Genomic DNA, 15953 nt, shown 5'->3' on the forward strand with positions numbered 1-15953 from the left:
CCAGGGCCGGCCCGCTAAACCAGAAATACCGCTGCACGGACACGACCCTACCAAAGCGGTGCACCGCTTGACCGATCAAGGCCGGGCTTGGCTACGCTGGCGCCCACAAGTGTGATCCAGGACAAACTTTCGAAAGGGCTGGTTCCCATGCGAGTGGGGGTGCTGACCGGTGGCGGCGACTGCCCCGGCCTGAACGCGGTGATCCGGGCGGTCGTCCGCAAGGGGATCGAGGCCAACGGCTGGGAGGTCGTCGGTTTCCGCAGCGGCTGGCGCGGCCCGATGACCGGCGACTCCAGGCCGCTGGGCCTCGACGACGTCGAGGAGATCCTCACCCGCGGCGGCACGATCCTCGGCTCCTCGCGCACCAACCCGTACAAGGAGGAGGGCGGGGTCGACAAGATCAAGGCCACGCTCGCCGACCAGGGGATCGACGCGCTCATCGCGATCGGCGGCGAGGACACCCTGGGTGTCGCGAAGAAGCTGACCGACGACGGCGTGGGCGTCGTGGGCGTGCCCAAGACGATCGACAACGACCTCGCGGCCACCGACTACACCTTCGGCTTCGACACCGCGGTGCACATCGCGACCGAGGCCATCGACCGCCTGCGCACGACGGCGGAGTCGCACTACCGCGCCATCGTCGTCGAGGTCATGGGCAGGCACGCGGGCTGGATCGCGCTGCACTCCGGGCTCGCCGGCGGCGCGAACGTGATCCTGGTGCCGGAGCGGCCGTTCTCGGTCGACCAGGTCGTCGAGTGGGTCGAGCGCCGGTTCGAGCGCATGTACGCCCCGATCATCGTGGTCGCCGAGGGCGCGCTGCCCGAGGGCGGCGAGGAGATCCTGACCAGCGGCGAGAAGGACGCGTTCGGGCACGTCCGGCTCGGCGGCGTCGGGACCTGGCTCGCCGACGAGATCGCCAAGCGCACCGGCAAGGAGTCCCGCGCGGTCGTGCTCGGCCACGTCCAGCGCGGTGGCACGCCGACCGCGTACGACCGCGTGCTGGCGACGCGGTTCGGGCTGCACGCGGTGGACGCGGTGCAGGACGGCGACTTCGGTGTGATGGTCGCGTTGCGCGGCACCGACATCGTGCGCGTGAAGCTGGCCGAGGCGACGGCCGAGCTGAAGACCGTGCCGCAGGAGCGCTACGAAGAGGCCGAGGTCTTCTTCGGCTGAGGCGCCCAGGGCGGCACAGCCCAGTCCCGGCGCGGCACCGGCTCGTCCGTGGCCGGTGCCGCGCCGGGGGCGGAGAACACGACCGCGAGCCTGCTGCCCCATTCCACGTAGCCCGCGAACGCCGCCCGGAACTCGGGGTCGGCGGGCAGGCCCGTCTCGTCCGCGGCGTCCATCAGCAGCGAGACCCACCGCCGCCGCTGCGGTTCGGTGATGCCGCGGCCCTGGTGCCTGCTGATCATGTGCGCGTGCCCGCCGCGCGTTCCGCTGTAGCGCGCGGGCCCGCCGAACACCTCGCCGAGCCAGTCGGCCACGTGCCGCGGGTGGCCGGGGTCCATGTCGCGGAACACGGGTTCGAGCAGGTCGTCCGCGAGCACCTTGGTGTAGAACGTCTCGAAGAGCCGGAAGTCGTCGGCGGCAAGTGGAAACCGGTGATCCTCGCGCACCTCAAGGAGGGCGTGCACCGGTACGGCGAGCTGCGGCGGCGGATGCCGGACGTCAGCGAGAAGGTGCTCACGCAGCAGCTGCGGGAGCTGGCGGCCGACGGACTCGTCGCCCGCACCACGCACGACGAGCGCCCGCCGCGCGTCGAGTACCGCCTCACCGCCGAAGGGCTTTCGCTCGGCCCGGCGTTGCAGGCCCTCTACGAGTGGGGCGAACGCCGTGCCGCCGCCACCGGCGTGGAGTTCGAGCCGGTACCGGAAAACTGACCCGACTTTCGTCGGGAATTCTGGTTCGGACCATTGAGCTAATGGTCTAGTCCACTTAACGTGCTGTTCGTCCCTGCTCGTCCGGCCGGGGAGGATGCATGTTCCGGAACCGCAAACTGTTCGCCGCCGCGGGTGTGCTCGCGGCGGCGCTGATGACCGTCACCTTCACCCCGCCCGCCTCGTCCGCCCCGGTGGGCAAGGTGCTCGGCTACTTCACCGAATGGGGCGTGTACGACCGCAACTACCACGTGAAGAACGTCGAGACGAGCGGCTCGGCGGCAAAACTGACGCACCTCAACTACGCGTTCGGCAACGTGACGAACGGCCAGTGCGCGATCGGCGACACCTACGCCGCCTATGACAAGGCCTACACCGCGGACACCAGCGTCGACGGCGTGGCGGACACGTGGGACAACGGTGCGCTGCGCGGCAACTTCGGCCAGCTCAAGCGCCTCAAGGCGATGCACCCCGGGCTGAAGGTGCTCTACTCCTTCGGCGGCTGGACGTGGTCGAGCGGGTTCGCCCAGGCCGCGCAGAACCCCGCCGCCTTCGCCGAGTCCTGCTACAACCTGCTGAACGACCCGCGCTGGGCGGGCGTCTTCGACGGCATCGACATCGACTGGGAGTACCCGAACGCGTGCGGGCTCTCCTGCGACACCAGCGGACCCGACGCCTTCCGGAACCTGATGGCGGCGCTGCGGGCGAAGTTCGGCGGCAAGCTGGTGACGGCCGCGATCACCGCGGACGGCACGTCGGGCGGCAAGATCGACGCGGCGGACTACGCGGGCGCGGCCCAGTACGTCGACTGGTACAACGTGATGACCTACGACTACTTCGGCGCGTGGGCCGCGAGCGGGCCGACCGCCCCGCACTCGCCGCTGACGTCCTACAACGGCATCCCCACCGCGAACTTCTACTCCGACGCCGCGATCCAGAAGCTCAAGTCGAAGGGTGTGCCGTCGAGCAAACTGTTGCTGGGCATCGGGTTCTACGGCCGCGGCTGGACGGGCGTCACGCAGTCCGCGCCGGGCGGCAGCGCGAGCGGGCCCGCTCCGGGCAAGTACGAGCAGGGCATCGAGGACTACAAGGTGCTCAAGACCCGCTGCCCCTCGACGGGCACGGTCGCCGGCACGGCGTACGCCTTCTGCGGCAACGAATGGTGGAGCTACGACACCCCGGCCACGATCGCGGGCAAGATGACCTACGCCCGCAACCAGGGGCTCGGTGGCGCGTTCTTCTGGGAACTGTCCGGTGACACCGCGAACGGCGAACTCATCACCGCGATGAGCAGCTGAGCGGTGCACCGCGAGCGGGCCGGAAGACCTTCGGGACGTCTTCCGGCCCGCTCACCCTCGGCACTCACGCGGGTGGCGGCTGCTGCCCCTGCTCACCCTGGCCGCGGGCGAAGTCCTTCGCCTTCTGGGCGGCCTGGTCGATCTGGTCGCCGTGCTCGCCCCACTTGCCCTTCGCGGCGTCGGCGGCCTTGTCGATCCCCTGGTCGGCCTTGTCCGGGTGCTGGCCCAGCGCTTCCTTGGCCTTGTCGAACAGATTCACTCGTCCGCTCCCTTCCGTTCGGTTCGGACCCGCAAGCAGTTCCCGCCGTGCGGGGGAGGCGAAACCCCGCGTCCCCCGACCCGGTGACTGTCGGAGTGACTACGGTGTCCGCGTGGAGTTCGTGGGATTCGGGGAGCACGCGGTCGAGTTCTACGACGGCCTGCTCGCCGACAATTCGAAGGCCTACTGGGAGGACCACCTCGCGCTGTACCGCGAGCACGTCCGCGCCCCGATGGAGGCGCTGCTCGCCGAGCTCACCCCCGAGTTCGGCCCCGGCTTCGGCGAGGGCAAGGTCTTCCGCCCGTACCGCGACGTGCGGTTCGCCAAGGACAAAACGCCGTACAAGACGCATTGCGGTGCGGTGGTCGAACAGGGCCGGGGCGGCGGCGCGTACTACGTCGAGCTGTCGTCCGAGGGGCTTCGCGCCGGCGGCGGCTGCTTCCACCTCCAGTCAGACCAGCTGGCGCGCTTCCGCCAGGCCGTGGACACCGAGGTGCACGGCGCGGCGCTCGAACGAATTCTCGCCAAACTCCGCCGGTCCGGCTGGCGGATCGCGGGTGACGTCCTGCGGACACGGCCTCGCGGGTTCGCCGAGGACCACCCGCGGCTCGAACTGCTCAAGCACCGTTCGCTGTACGCCATCCGCAGCTGGGAACCCGACGACACGCTGCACGAACGGGCGTGCCTCGATCGGGTGCGCAAGGCGTGGCGGCAGCTGCGTGACTTCAACGAGTGGGCACGCGACCACGTAGGGGTGAGCGAAAAACCCCGGCGCTGACTCGATCTCGGGATCGGTACAGACGGATCGGCCACAAGGGGCTACGCTGTATGAACGTGACCCGACGCGCGAAGATCGTTTGTACACTAGGCCCCGCCACCGCCACTCCGGAAAGAGTGCGGGCCCTCGTCAACGCCGGGATGGACGTCGCGAGGATGAACTTCAGCCACGGCAGTCACGGTGACCACAAGCAGGTCTACGACATGGTGCGTGAGGCCGCCGCGGCGACGGGCCGCGCGGTGGGCATCATGGCCGACCTGCAGGGCCCGAAGATCCGCCTCGGCACGTTCGCGGGCGGTCCGGTCGAGTGGCGCACCGGGGACGTCGTGCGCATCACCGTGGAGGACGTGGCCGGCACGCACGACCGCGTCTCGACCACCTACAAGGGGCTGGCGAAGGACGCCAAGCCCGGTGACCGGCTGCTCGTCGACGACGGCAACATCGGCCTCGTCGTCAAGTCCGTCGAAGGCCCCGACGTGGTCTGCGAGGTCACCGAGGGCGGCCCCGTCAGCAACAACAAGGGCGTTTCGCTGCCGGGCATGGACGTGTCCGTGCCCGCCATGTCCGAGAAGGACATCGAGGACCTGGAGTTCGCCCTCGAACTGGGCGTCGACTTCGTGGCGCTGTCATTCGTGCGCTCGCCGGCCGACATCGACCAGGTGCACCAGGTGATGGACCGCTCCGGCCGGGGCAGGCTGCCGGTCATCGCGAAGCTGGAGAAGCCCGAGGCGGTCTACAACCTCGAGGCGATCGTGCTCGCGTTCGACGGGGTCATGGTCGCCCGCGGTGACCTGGGCGTCGAGCTGCCGCTGGAGCAGGTGCCGCTGGTGCAGAAGCGTGCGATCCAGATCGCGCGGGAGAACGCCAAGCCGGTCATCGTGGCGACCCAGATGCTCGACTCGATGATCAACAACTCGCGGCCGACCCGCGCGGAGGCGTCCGACGTCGCGAACGCCGTGCTCGACGGCGCCGACGCGGTGATGCTGTCCGGCGAGACCAGTGTCGGGCGCTACCCGATCGAGACCGTGAAGACGATGGGCCGCATCGTCGAGGCCGTCGAGACCGACTCGCCCACCGTCCCGCCGCTGTCGCACGTGCCGCGGACCAAGCGTGGCGTGATCTCCTACGCCGCCCGCGACATCGGCGAGCGGCTCAACGCCAAGGCGCTGGTCGCGTTCACGCAGTCCGGTGACACGGTGCGCCGCCTGGCGCGGCTGCACACGCGGCTGCCGCTGCTGGCGTTCACGCCGGAGGAGAGCGTCCGCAGCCAGCTGTCGATGACGTGGGGCACGGTCACGCAGATCGTGCCGAAGGTCGACTCGACGGACCAGATGATCCAGCAGGTGGACCACGCGATGCTGGAGATGGGCCGGTACCAGCCGGGCGATCTCGTCGTCATCGTGGCCGGTTCCCCGCCCGGGACCGTCGGCACCACGAACCTGATCCGGGTCCACCGCCTGGGCGAGGACGACCACGCTTAGGCCAGCCCCTTCCCCGCCACCGCCCTCAACGGAGGCGCTGCCGCGCCCAGTTACATTCCAGCTATGACCGAACTGGCCAAGGACGCCGCCGCGGGGCTCGACAGCGCCGGGGGGCTGGGCGGGCAGGCCGTGCTCGACCAGCTCATCGACCTGCTCGACCTCGAGAAGATCGAGGAGAACATCTTCCGCGGCGTGAGCCCCGCGCACTCGCCCGTCCGCGTGTTCGGCGGGCAGGTCGCGGGGCAGGCGCTGGTCGCCGCGGGCCGGACGGTGCCGGAGGAGCGGAAGGTCCACTCGCTCCACGCGTACTTCATCCGGCCCGGCGACCCGAGCATCCCGATCGTCTACGAGGTGGACCGCATCCGCGACGGCCGCTCGTTCACCACGCGGCGGGTCGTCGCCGTCCAGCGCGGCAAGGCGATCTTCGCGTTGTCGGCGTCGTTCCAGAAGGCCGAGCCCGGCCTGGAGCACGCCGACGAGATGCCCGACGTGCCCGCGCCCGAGACGCTGCCGACGTACGCCGAGCGGATCGCGCAGCTGCCCGGCACCGAGATGCTGCGCCGGCCGCGTCCCATCGACATCCGGTACGTGAACGACCCGCCGTGGCTGACCCGCGGCAAGGGCACCACCGAGGCCCGCAACCAGGTGTGGATGCGCGCGGACGGCACGCTGCCCGACGAGGACCTGCTGCACGTCTGCGTGCTGACCTACGCCTCGGACATGACGTTGCTGGACTCACCGCTGGCGCGGCACGGCGTGTACTGGGAGCTCGACGACGTCCACGGCGCGAGCCTGGACCACGCGCTGTGGTTCCACCGCCCCTTCCGCGCGGACGAGTGGTTCCTGTACGACACGGCCTCGCCGTCGGCTTCGGGCGCCCGCGGGCTGGCCACCGGCCGCTTCTTCGCCGCGGACGGCACGCTCATCGCGACCGTCGTGCAGGAGGGGCTGCTTCGCGTCCGCTGATCTCGTTCAGCTGACGGAGTGAAGATGCGTCGCCCGATGGCGGCGCGGCCGCGCCCGCCGTCCCGCCATCGACTCCAGCTTGCCCAGCCGGAGCTGCACCGCCAGGTACGCCCGGCAGGGCGTCGGCGTGCGGCGCCGGAACGACAGCCGTGCGGGCCCGGCGCACACCGGGCAGCGGCCGGACTGGTCCGGCTCGTGCGCGGCGAGCACGGACCGTAACGCCTGCACCAGAAGAGGGATCTCCCGACGGGCGAGTGCGATGGCCCTGTCCGCGTCGGACTGCCGCGCCAGCCGCGCCAGTTCGTCCAGCCGCTGGTGCACGGTGGCGGGCAGGGGATCGGTCGGGGTTTCGGTGTCGGGCACGCCGCCTCCTGGGGGAGCCGCCTCGTCCCGGTGTCCTGGATCACCCGAAACGGACGCAGGATGCCACCCTACATCCGCAGAGTGCAAATTGCAGTACACCGATCCGGGGAAAGTAACCCGTTCGGGTAGGGGTCGGGCTCCGGCTCCGGGGAGAATCGGCTGGTTAGATGTAGTACGGCGCTGACGACAAGACCGGGGAATGGCGCGGACTCAAGCGGAGGTGCGACAGGTGAAACGGGGTCAGGGTCCCACCATTCGCCGCCGGCGGCTGGCGAGCGAGTTGCGCCGGTTACGCGAAGCCGCGGATCTGACCATCGACGAGGTGGGCGAAAAGCTGGAATGCTCCGCGTCGAAGGTCAGCCGGATCGAAACCGGCCACGTCGGTGTCACTCCTCGTGACGCCAGGGACATGCTGGAGCTGTACGGCATCACCGGCGACGAGCGCGAGGCGCTCGTGCAGCTGGCGCGTGAAGCCCGCAAGCCCGGCTGGTGGCACGCCTACAAGGAGGTGTTCACCGGGACGTTCGTCGGGCTGGAGGCGGACGCCAGTTCCCTGCGCGCCTTCCAGGCGCTGCTCGTACCGGGGTTGTTGCAGACCGAAACGTACGCGAGGGCCGTCATCCGCGCGATGCGCCCGGACGCCGACGAGTCCGACATCCAGCGCCGCGTGGCCGCGCGCACCGCGCGCCAGCAGCTGCTGTCCGACCCCAACCCGCCCGAGTACTGGGCCGTCATCGACGAGGCCGTGCTGCACCGCGAGGTCGGCGGCAAGGACGTCATGGCCAAGCAGGCGCAGCGGCTGCTGGACCTGGGGCAGTTACCGCACGTGACCATCCAGGTCGTGCCGTTCACGGCCGGGGCGCATCCGGGTATGGAGGGCCCGTTCCTCATCCTCGGTTTTCCGGAGCAGGCCGACCCCGACGTCGTCTACGTCGACAGCACGTCCGGCGGTTTCTTTCTCGAACTGCCCCCCGACGTTCGACGTTATTCACTCATGTTCGATCATCTGCGTGCCGCGGCGCTCAAACCGGACGACTCGCTAGCCTTGATCGCCCAAGCCGCGGAACGATATTCCGCCTGACGGCGGGGTATTCCAGCCGGAGAAACACCACCGCGTGAAAAGTGAGGAGCGGGGAGCTATGGCGAAAGTTGAATTTCCCGGGGCAGCCTGGCGCAAGAGCAGCTACAGCGGCGGCGGCAACGACTGCGTCGAGGTCGCACTGCTCGCCGAGCGCGTCGGCGTGCGGGACTCGAAGGACCGTGACGCGGGCGCGCTGAGCGTCTCCCCGTCGGGGTGGCGTGGCCTGCTGACCGTCGTCGGCCGCGCCTGAGCCCTCCAGAGACCCCTTACACCGCCGAGCAGGGGCAAGGCGGGGTAAGGGGTCTTTTTCGTACCCGGACTGCGTGATCGACCGATGCCGCGCCACCGGCCTCAGGACGACTCTGAAGCTCACCGGAAGTACGACGAGTGGAAGAGGGACCCCATGCGCAACGACTGGATCTTCGACGCGGTGCAGGCCGAGGTGGCGTACCGGACCGAGGAGCTGCACAAGGCCTGGCCCGCCGGTGGCAAGCGGCGCCGGTGGCGGCTGGGCAGGAGGATGCCGGAGGTGAAGGTACCCCAGCAGCGGCGCCCGAGCCGGGACGAAGCGGTGCTCTCCGGGGCTCGGGCGCGTTAGACCACCGCGACGACGTGCGAGAGGGAGGCCAAGGGGTGGGCGAGAACACTTCGCGGCGGTACCGCGGAGCGGGACGTTCCGGACATCTCCCGCTGTTCGCTGACGGCGGGACGAAAACCGTTCCGGAACTGTCGGTGGGGTAGGACAGAATGCGTCTTGTGCCCCGTCTTGGTTCCGGAATCCCCCTGGTCGCACGTGTCGACGAGCTGCGCAGGCTCCGCGCCGGCTTCACCCGCGCCGAACGCGGTGAGGCCGGCGCCGTCCTGCTCTCGGGTGACGCGGGCGTGGGCAAGACGAGGCTGCTGACGGAGCTGGCCGAGTTCGCGGACGGCCGCGGGGCGCTCGTGCTCACCGGCCGCTGCCTCGACGTGCGGGAGGGCGGTCTGCCGTACCTGCCGTTCGCGGAGGCGCTCGGCCCGCTGGCCACCGCGGAGGACCCGGTCGTGGCCGAGGCCGTGCGCAGCCGCCCGGCGCTGGCCAGGATGCTGCCGCTCGCGCAGCCGGGGCCGCTGGCGCACACGGAGTACGTACCGGTCACGTCCGAGCACGAGGTGCCGTACCGGCCGCGCCCGGAGCAGGACCTCGGGCAGCTGCAACTGTTCGACGCGGTGCTGGGGCTGCTCACCGACATCGCCGCGCACCGGCCGGTGCTGCTCGTGCTGGAGGACCTGCACTGGGCGGACGGGTCCACGCGGAACCTGCTGTCCTTCCTGCTGTCCCGGTTGCGGGCGCAGCGGTTGCTGATCGTGGCGAGCTACCGCGAGGAGGACGTGCACCGGCGCCACCCGCTCCGGGGCATGCTCGTGGAGCTGGTCCGGCTGCCGGCCGTCACGCAGGTGGAGCTGCACCCCCTCAAGGAGGCCGACGCGCGGGCGTTCGTCGAGGCGCTGGCCGACGGGCCGCTGAGCCCCGAGGTGATCGCGAGCGTCGTGGAGCGCTCGGAGGGCAACCCGTTCTTCGCCGAGGAGCTGCTGGCCTCCTGCGAGGACCACGAAGACCTCCCGGCCGGGCTCGCCGAGGTCCTGCTCGCCCGGCTCGAACGCCTGTCGCCCGACGCCCGCCGGGTGCTGCGGGCCATCTCGGTCGCGGGCGAGTCGGTCTCGCACGCCGCGCTCGCCGAGGTGGCGGCGCTGGCGGAGGACGAGCTGGACGAAGCGTTGCGCGAGGCCGTGCAGCACCACGTGCTGGTGGTGGAGAAGGGTGGGTACACGTTCCGGCACGCGCTGCTGCAGGAAGCGGTGTACGGCGATCTGCTGCCGGGCGAGCGCACGAGGATGCACGCCGCGTACGCGGCCCGCATCCAGCGCATCCCGCAGGGCCGTGGGCACGACGCGAAGCTGGCGTACCACAGCCTGCAGAGCCGTGACTTCACGACGGCGCTGCCCGCGTTGCTGCTCGCCGCCGACGAGGCGGAGCGGCTGGGCGCGCCCGGCGCCGCGCTGCGGCACGTCGAGCAGGCGCTGGAGATCTGGGACGCGGTGCCCGCCGCGGCGCGCCCGCAGGACGTGGACGAGCTGCGCCTGCTCGCCGAGGCCTCCTACTTCGCGGGCACGTCCGGGGAGCCCGACCGGTCGATCGCGTACGCGCGCTCGGCGGTGGGGGAGCTGCGGGCGGACACCGATCTCGAGCGTGCGGTCAAGACGTGGCGGCGGCTGGCCGAGTCCCTGATGAACGTCGAGGGCCGGATCGACGAGGCGGTCGAAGCGATCGGGCAGGCGTGGGAGCTGGTGGCGGACGCGAAGCCGAGCAAGACCAGGGCGTGGGTGCTGGCGACCAGGGCGGCCATCCTGCGGGCGATCGACCGGTACGAGGAGGCGCGGCAGAGCGCGGAGACGGCGGTGGCGGACGGGCGCGCCGTCGGCTCGGCGGGGGCGGAGGCCTCGGCGCTGATCACGCTCGGCGCGCTCGACGACAACGCGGGCGAGTTCGAGGAGGCACGGGCCCGCTTGCGGGACGCCGGGCGCAAGGCGCGCGAGGCGGACGCGCCCAACGTCGAACTGCGCGCGCTGTGCCACCTCGGGTTCAGCTACGAGGACCACGGCGAGATCGGCCAGGCGATCGGGACGTACGAGCGCGGGATCAGGCGCGCCGAGGAGACGGGGCTGACGTGGAGCGCCTACGGGCTGGAGCTGCGGGCGCGGCACCTGCTGCTGCGCTACCAGTCGGGTGACTGGCCGTCGGAGTCGGTGACGGGGGCGCCGGCGCGCGGGGTTTCGAGCGTGCTGACGGCGCGGATGACGGCGTCGTGGCTGCCGATCGTGGTGGCGCGCGGGCAGTTCGGGCCCGCGGGGAAGTTGCTGGCGGAGTTGCGGCCGCACTGGCGGGCGGAGCCGCTGACGGCGATCGCGGCCGGCGGTGCGGGCGCGGAGCTGGCGTACTGGCAGGGCGATCACGAACTGGCGGTCAAGCGGGCCCGCGAGGCGATGGACTTCCTCGACGCGCTCGACCAGGGGTACCGGCTGAGCGGGATCCGGCTGGGTGCCGGTGCGCTGGCGGCGGTCGCCGCGCAGGCGCTCGCGGGGCGGCTCAGGGGTGACGAGCCCGCCGTGTCGGCCGCGGTGGAGCTGGGGGAGGAGCTGATCGCGCGCGTGCGCAAGGCGGTCGCGCTGGGCAGGCCGCGGTCGGGTTCGCTCGGGCCGGAGGGCCGGGCGTGGCTGGCCCGCGCCGAGGCGACGGCGCGGTGCGCGGTGGGCGAGCCGGATCCGGAGCTGTGGGCGCGGGCGGTGGCGGAGTTCGGCTACGGCGCGGTGTACGAGCAGGCCGTGTGCCGGTGGCAGTACGCCGAGGCGCTGCTCGCGGTCGGTGAGCCCGGGCGCGCGGCGGAGGAGCTGGCCGGCGCGCACGAAACGGCCGAGCGGCTGCGGGCGCTCCCCCTGCGTGACGCGGTCCGCGACCTGGCGCGGCGGGCGCGGATCGAGCTGCCGGGTGTGGCGGTGGAGGCGCCGGCGCCGCGGCGGGACACGGTGGACCCGCTGACGGAACGCGAGCGCGCGGTGCTCGAGCGGGTGGCGCTCGGCCGCACGAACCGGCAGGTCGGGGAGGAGCTGTACATCAGCGAGAAGACGGTGAGCGTGCACCTGTCCCGCGTGATGGCCAAACTCGGCGCGACGCGCAGAGCCGAGGCGGTGGCCATCGCCTACGACCGTGGCCTGCTCATGCGCCCGGCGGGGCAGTCGGTGGTGCGCACGTAGACCGCCCGCCGCTCCGGTACCCGCCGGGTGGGGTGCGGCGGGCACCGGAGCGACGGGCTCACCCGGATTTCGGTTTGGTGGGGGTTGTGGCGGGACGCGGGGGCGGGGGGCGTGCCGGTCCTGTCGCGGGGGTAGGCGTGGCCCGCAGGGCGGCTCGGGCGGGCGGCGGCTAGCCGCAGCCCGGGTTGGGTCGTGCCTGCCTCAGCCGTGCCGGGCTGCTCCCGCCTCAGCCGGGCCGTGACTGTGCCCCCACAGCCCCGCGTGACGGGATCGCGTCCGTCGGTCGCGACCCCACCGGCGCAGCCCGGGCGAGGCTGGGCCGCCTCCACCGGGCGAGGCCGCTCCTGCCGCAGCCGGGCGTGATCGTGCCCGGCGAGCCGCGCCCGCCTCCACGGGGCGAGATGGTGCCTGCCGCAGTCGCGCGAGGTCGTGCCCGCCTCGGCCGGGCGTGACCGTGCCGCCGCTGCCGGGAGGACTGTGGCCGCCTCAGCGCGGGTGCGATGTGCCGTCTCGGCCGGAGATCGTGCCTGCTCAAGCCGCGCGGGCTGTGCCGCCGCTGCCGGGCGTGACCGTGCCTGTCGCGGCTGGGAGTGACCGTGCCTGTCGCAGCCGGGCGAGACCGCCGCCGCCGGGCGTGGCCGTGCCTGCCTCCGCCGCGCGAGCCCGCGCCCGCCTCCGCCGCGCGTGATCGCACTGCCGCCGCTGGGCGAGACTGCGCCGCCGCAGCCGCGCGAGGTCGTGCCTGCCGCAGTCGCGCGAGACCGCGCCGCCGCTGCGCGAGCCCGCGCCGCCACCGCCGCACCGCCGCGACGGCGGCCCGCGGCGACCACCCCACCCCCAGCGAACCCCCGCCGTCAGCGGATGCGGCGGAGCAGGCGCAGCCCCGCGGTCATCCCGCCGGTCCACAGCTTCGGCGGCACCAGGCGCGGCGGGCGCAGCCGCAGGCCGCGTTGCACCGCGATCGACTGGGATTCCGTGTACTTCAGCAGGCCCTCGGCGCCGTTGCGCCGCCCGTAGCCGGACTCCTTCATGCCGCCCATCGGCAGCGCGACGGAACCGAAAGTCGCCGAGTAGCCCTCGTTGACGTTCACCGTCCCGGCCTTGATGCGCGAGGCCACCGCCCAGCCCGCGGCCTGGTTGCCCGTCCAGATGCTGGCGTTCAGCCCGTACGTCGTGTCGTTGGCGCGCTCGATCGCGTCCTCGATGTCGGTGTAGCCGTAGATCGACACCACCGGCCCGAACGTCTCGCCCGCGAACAGCTCCGCGGTCTCGGGCACATCGGTCAGCACGGTCGGCTCGTAGAACAACGGCCCGAGGTCCGGCCGGGGACGCCCGCCCGTCAGCACCGTCGCGCCCTTCTGCCGCGCGTCCTCCACGTGCGCGGAGATCGTGGCGAGCTGGCTTTCCGACGTCAGCGAACCCATGTCCGCGCCGTAGCCGAGCTCGCCGCCCAGCCGCAGCGCTTCGGTCTTCGCGACGAACGCGCGCGTGAACTCCTCGCGGATGCTCTCGTGCACGTAGATCCGCTCCACCGACACGCACAGCTGCCCGGCGGAGGAGAAACACGCCGTCACGGCACCGGCGGCGGCCTTGGCGACGGGCGCGTCCGGCAGCACGATCATCGGGTTCTTGCCGCCCAGCTCCAGCGAGTACCCCGTCAGCCGCCGCGCGACCTTCGCCGCCAGTTCCTTGCCCGTCGGGGTGGAGCCGGTGAAGCACAGGTAGTCCGACTCCTCCACGAGCGCGTCACCGATCTGCGAGCCGCGGCCCAGCACGATCCGCCACACGCCCGCGGGCAGCCCCGCCTCCTCGGCGAGCTCGTGCAGCCACAACGCGGACAACGCCGTCTGGTTGTCGGGCTTCTGCACCACCGCGTTCCCGGCGACCAGCGCGGGCAGGACGTCCATCGAGGTGAGCGCGAGCGGGTAGTTCCACGGGGAGATCACCCCGACGACTCCCTTGGGGTGCCGCAACTCCCCGGCCTTGGTGAGCAGCGGCAGCACCCCGGCGACCCGCCGGTCACCGAGGATGCGGGCACTGTGCTTCCCGTAGTAGCCCGCGACGAGCGCCGTCGAGGCGACCTCGTCGAACGCGTCGAGGCGCGCCTTGCCGGCCTCCAGCTGGACCAGGTCGAGGATCTCGTCCTGCCGGTCCAGGATCAGGCGGTGCAGCCGCGTCAGCACCTGCTGCCGCTCACGCACCGGGCGCGCCGCCCACGACCGCTGTGCCTCCCGCGCCTCGCCGAACACCTTGCGCACGTCGGGGTCGGTGGCCTGCGGCAGGGTGGCCGTGACGAGCCCGGTGAACGGCGCGGTGATCTCGACGGGTGCCGAGTCCTGGCCACCGGCCGCGCGGCGGGCCAGCTGGGCGGCACGCGCGGCGGACGGTGCTCCGACGACTCCGCCGACCGTGGTCGGTTTGCCTGGTTCGTGGCCCGTGGTCGCGGCAGTGCTCGTCATGGCCCCTCCGGTGGCGCAGCTACGTTACTGACGAGTACACCATACCGGCGGTATGCGAAACCAGTGTTACCTCGCGGCGGGGAGGTCGTCCTCGCCGTCGAGCGCGGAGGCTCCCGGCGCCGGCCACCGGGCGCCGGTAACCCGTGGCGGGCTCGGTTCCGGGGCGGCGCCTTGCGGTACCGGTGGGGTTGCCTCCGGGGCGCTGGGCCAGCCCCTCTCGGGAGCGGCCGTCGGCCCCTCGGACGGGCCGGGCTCCGGGTCCGCGGACAACATCGACACCTGGACCTCGTCACCCTCGTCGTCCGCCTCGGTCTCCACCCGCCGGCGGTGGGGCAGGAGCACGGCCGCCGCCGCGAGGGCCGTCGCCGCGGCGGCCACGACGAACCAGAAACCCGGTTGGATGCTGTAGACCGAGAGGTTGCCGGTGCTCGGCTCGGCGGGCTGGGCGTCGTTGAAGTTCAGCGCCGATTCGATTTCCATCCCGAGCATCAGCGCCACGACGACCGCCCCCGCCACCGCGGCGGACACCGCGAGAGCCGCCCGGCGCCCCACCCGCAGGGCGAGAACTCCCGCGAGGACCAGCCCCACGGCGACCACCAGCACCGGGATGCCGTAGAGCGGCGAGTGGATCTTCCCGTCGTCGCTGATCGTCGGTTCTCCCGGACCGGGAGCCAGGACCTGGCCCCAGCCCGTCCGGTCCATCTGCAGCAGCGGGACCCCGTTGACGGACTGCACCAGGCGCACGAGCGGCAGGAAGCTGCTCACCAGCAACAGGCCGGCGGAAGCGAGCGTGAGCACAGCGCCGAAGATGCGGGGAAAACGCGCCATTTGAACAACGTACCAGCGTCAGGGCCTCAGCTGGAGCGTCGAAAACCCGCCGAGGTACAGACCATTTCCGCACCCGAACGGGTCAAGCGAACCGCGTCATCCGCACCAGTCCGCGTCGTCACCCCTGTGTCGCGGGCCGGCCCGAGTGAGGGCCGGGCCGGCCCGCGTGCCCTACCGCGATCCGCTTCCACTCCTCCAGCAGCTGCTTGCGCCGTGCCGGCGCCCCGCCCAGCTCGGCGTCCAGCGCCAGCCCGCGCGCCAGGTTCACCGTCAGCCAGAACAGGGTCTCCACCTGCTCGGCGGGCAGGTCCCCGACGATCGACCGCACGCGCCGCAACGCGGTCCGCCCGAGCGCCCGGTCGACCGGCCGGATCGCTTCGCGCAGTGCCGGATCCGTGCGCGCGGCTATCCACAGCTCGGTCGACGCCGTGGCGAGCGCGCCCGAATACCCCTCCCACAGCAGGTCCACCGCCGCGGGGATCGCGTCGAGCCCGCCGGGCAGCGCTTCGAGGGACTCGGTGAGCGCGGCCATCCGCTTGGTCGTCAGGTGTGCCACGGCCGCCGCCATCAGCTCCGCCTTGTCCGCGAAGTGGTGCTGCGCGGCGCCTTTCGACACCCCGGCCCGCGAACAGATCTCCTGCATCGACGTCCGCGCGTAGCCGAGCTCGACGAGGCAGTCGATCGTCGCGTCGAGCAGGGCCGTGCGGGTCTGCTCGCGCCGCTGCGCCTGCGTTCGGTGTCCTCGGGGCTCGACCACGGTGCCTCCCGGATGTA

At 72.0% G+C, this 15953-nt stretch carries 16 protein-coding genes; 10 read left to right on the forward strand and 6 right to left on the reverse strand.

Features of this window, described 5'->3' with window-relative positions:
- Window positions 1-147 precede the first annotated feature (147 nt).
- Window positions 148-1173, forward strand: coding sequence for a 6-phosphofructokinase (locus BMZ92_RS20255; protein WP_091509964.1), 1026 nt, complete (start codon window positions 148-150; stop codon window positions 1171-1173).
- Here the strand turns inward: BMZ92_RS20255 and BMZ92_RS20260 are convergent.
- Window positions 1143-1616, reverse strand: coding sequence for a group II truncated hemoglobin (locus BMZ92_RS20260; protein ID WP_091509966.1), 474 nt, complete (start codon window positions 1614-1616; stop codon window positions 1143-1145). The two genes, BMZ92_RS20255 and BMZ92_RS20260, sit on opposite strands and share 31 nt — an antisense overlap.
- Here BMZ92_RS20260 and BMZ92_RS20265 point away from each other — a divergent pair.
- Both BMZ92_RS20265 and BMZ92_RS20270 read left to right on the forward strand, forming a co-directional pair.
- On the forward strand, window positions 1602-1880 hold the full coding sequence (locus BMZ92_RS20265; RefSeq protein WP_091509969.1) for a winged helix-turn-helix transcriptional regulator: 279 nt from the start codon (window positions 1602-1604) through the stop codon (window positions 1878-1880). The genes BMZ92_RS20260 and BMZ92_RS20265 overlap by 15 nt on opposite strands.
- 98 nt (window positions 1881-1978) lie before the next feature.
- A complete protein-coding gene (locus tag BMZ92_RS20270; protein WP_091509970.1) occupies window positions 1979-3175 on the forward strand; it encodes a glycoside hydrolase family 18 protein in 1197 nt (398 codons plus the stop codon).
- A 64-nt stretch (window positions 3176-3239) separates the two neighbouring features.
- On the opposite strand, the gene BMZ92_RS20275 is transcribed toward BMZ92_RS20270, so the two are convergent.
- Window positions 3240-3434, reverse strand: a complete 195-nt coding sequence (locus BMZ92_RS20275) for an antitoxin (RefSeq protein WP_091509973.1) — start codon at window positions 3432-3434, stop codon at window positions 3240-3242.
- A 112-nt stretch (window positions 3435-3546) separates the two neighbouring features.
- On the opposite strand from BMZ92_RS20275, the gene BMZ92_RS20280 reads away from it, so the two are divergent.
- From BMZ92_RS20280 to tesB, 3 genes are all read left to right on the forward strand, one after another.
- Complete coding sequence (locus tag BMZ92_RS20280) at window positions 3547-4212, forward strand: DUF2461 domain-containing protein (RefSeq protein WP_091509976.1); 666 nt, start codon at window positions 3547-3549, stop codon at window positions 4210-4212.
- Between the two features lie 56 nt (window positions 4213-4268).
- The gene (pyk, locus tag BMZ92_RS20285) at window positions 4269-5693 is read left to right on the forward strand and encodes a pyruvate kinase (RefSeq protein WP_091510343.1); all 1425 of its coding nucleotides are present in this window, start codon (window positions 4269-4271) and stop codon (window positions 5691-5693) included.
- A 63-nt stretch (window positions 5694-5756) separates the two neighbouring features.
- On the forward strand, window positions 5757-6659 hold the full coding sequence (gene tesB / locus BMZ92_RS20290; RefSeq protein ID WP_091509978.1) for an acyl-CoA thioesterase II: 903 nt from the start codon (window positions 5757-5759) through the stop codon (window positions 6657-6659).
- A 6-nt stretch (window positions 6660-6665) separates the two neighbouring features.
- Here tesB and BMZ92_RS20295 read toward each other — a convergent pair whose 3' ends face one another.
- A complete protein-coding gene (locus tag BMZ92_RS20295; protein ID WP_091509980.1) occupies window positions 6666-7022 on the reverse strand; it encodes a hypothetical protein in 357 nt (118 codons plus the stop codon).
- A gap of 229 nt (window positions 7023-7251) precedes the next feature.
- Between BMZ92_RS20295 and BMZ92_RS20300 the strand changes: the two genes are divergently transcribed.
- From BMZ92_RS20300 to BMZ92_RS20315, 4 genes are all read left to right on the forward strand, one after another.
- Window positions 7252-8103 carry a helix-turn-helix domain-containing protein gene (locus BMZ92_RS20300; RefSeq protein WP_091509983.1) on the forward strand — a complete coding sequence of 284 codons (852 nt, stop codon included), beginning with the start codon at window positions 7252-7254 and terminating at the stop codon, window positions 8101-8103.
- A 58-nt stretch (window positions 8104-8161) separates the two neighbouring features.
- A complete protein-coding gene (locus BMZ92_RS20305; protein ID WP_091509985.1) occupies window positions 8162-8353 on the forward strand; it encodes a DUF397 domain-containing protein in 192 nt (63 codons plus the stop codon).
- A 153-nt stretch (window positions 8354-8506) separates the two neighbouring features.
- Entirely contained in the window at window positions 8507-8701 is a 195-nt protein-coding gene (locus tag BMZ92_RS20310; RefSeq protein WP_091509988.1) for a hypothetical protein, read from the forward strand.
- A 149-nt stretch (window positions 8702-8850) separates the two neighbouring features.
- Complete coding sequence (locus BMZ92_RS20315; RefSeq protein ID WP_091509990.1) at window positions 8851-11892, forward strand: helix-turn-helix transcriptional regulator; 3042 nt, start codon at window positions 8851-8853, stop codon at window positions 11890-11892.
- An 854-nt stretch (window positions 11893-12746) separates the two neighbouring features.
- On the opposite strand, the gene BMZ92_RS20320 is transcribed toward BMZ92_RS20315, so the two are convergent.
- The 3 genes from BMZ92_RS20320 to BMZ92_RS20330 form a co-directional block, all read right to left on the reverse strand.
- A complete protein-coding gene (locus BMZ92_RS20320) occupies window positions 12747-14351 on the reverse strand; it encodes a succinic semialdehyde dehydrogenase (protein ID WP_091509992.1) in 1605 nt (534 codons plus the stop codon).
- Window positions 14352-14417: 66 nt separating this feature from the next.
- A complete protein-coding gene (locus tag BMZ92_RS20325) occupies window positions 14418-15179 on the reverse strand; it encodes a hypothetical protein (protein ID WP_091509994.1) in 762 nt (253 codons plus the stop codon).
- Between the two features lie 118 nt (window positions 15180-15297).
- The gene (locus tag BMZ92_RS20330; protein ID WP_091509996.1) at window positions 15298-15936 is read right to left on the reverse strand and encodes a TetR/AcrR family transcriptional regulator; all 639 of its coding nucleotides are present in this window, start codon (window positions 15934-15936) and stop codon (window positions 15298-15300) included.
- Between the last annotated feature and the right edge of the window lie 17 nt (window positions 15937-15953).

It is taken from the genome of Amycolatopsis sacchari (assembly GCF_900114035.1).
In the GTDB taxonomy this organism is placed as follows: Bacteria; Actinomycetota; Actinomycetes; order Mycobacteriales; family Pseudonocardiaceae; genus Amycolatopsis_E; species Amycolatopsis_E sacchari.

Bases quoted from the DNA above. Each gene is read 5' to 3' on its own strand.
- BMZ92_RS20325 (WP_091509994.1), bottom strand. From the start codon at position 15,179: ATGGCGCGTTTTCCCCGCATCTTCGGCGCTGTGCTCACGCTCGCTTCC.
- tesB (WP_091509978.1), top strand. From the start codon at position 5,757: ATGACCGAACTGGCCAAGGACGCCGCCGCGGGGCTCGACAGCGCCGGG.
- BMZ92_RS20315 (WP_091509990.1), top strand. From the start codon at position 8,851: ATGCGTCTTGTGCCCCGTCTTGGTTCCGGAATCCCCCTGGTCGCACGT.
- BMZ92_RS20310 (WP_091509988.1), top strand. From the start codon at position 8,507: ATGCGCAACGACTGGATCTTCGACGCGGTGCAGGCCGAGGTGGCGTAC.
- BMZ92_RS20305 (WP_091509985.1), top strand. From the start codon at position 8,162: ATGGCGAAAGTTGAATTTCCCGGGGCAGCCTGGCGCAAGAGCAGCTAC.
- BMZ92_RS20255 (WP_091509964.1), top strand. From the start codon at position 148: ATGCGAGTGGGGGTGCTGACCGGTGGCGGCGACTGCCCCGGCCTGAAC.
- BMZ92_RS20320 (WP_091509992.1), bottom strand. From the start codon at position 14,351: ATGACGAGCACTGCCGCGACCACGGGCCACGAACCAGGCAAACCGACC.
- BMZ92_RS20270 (WP_091509970.1), top strand. From the start codon at position 1,979: ATGTTCCGGAACCGCAAACTGTTCGCCGCCGCGGGTGTGCTCGCGGCG.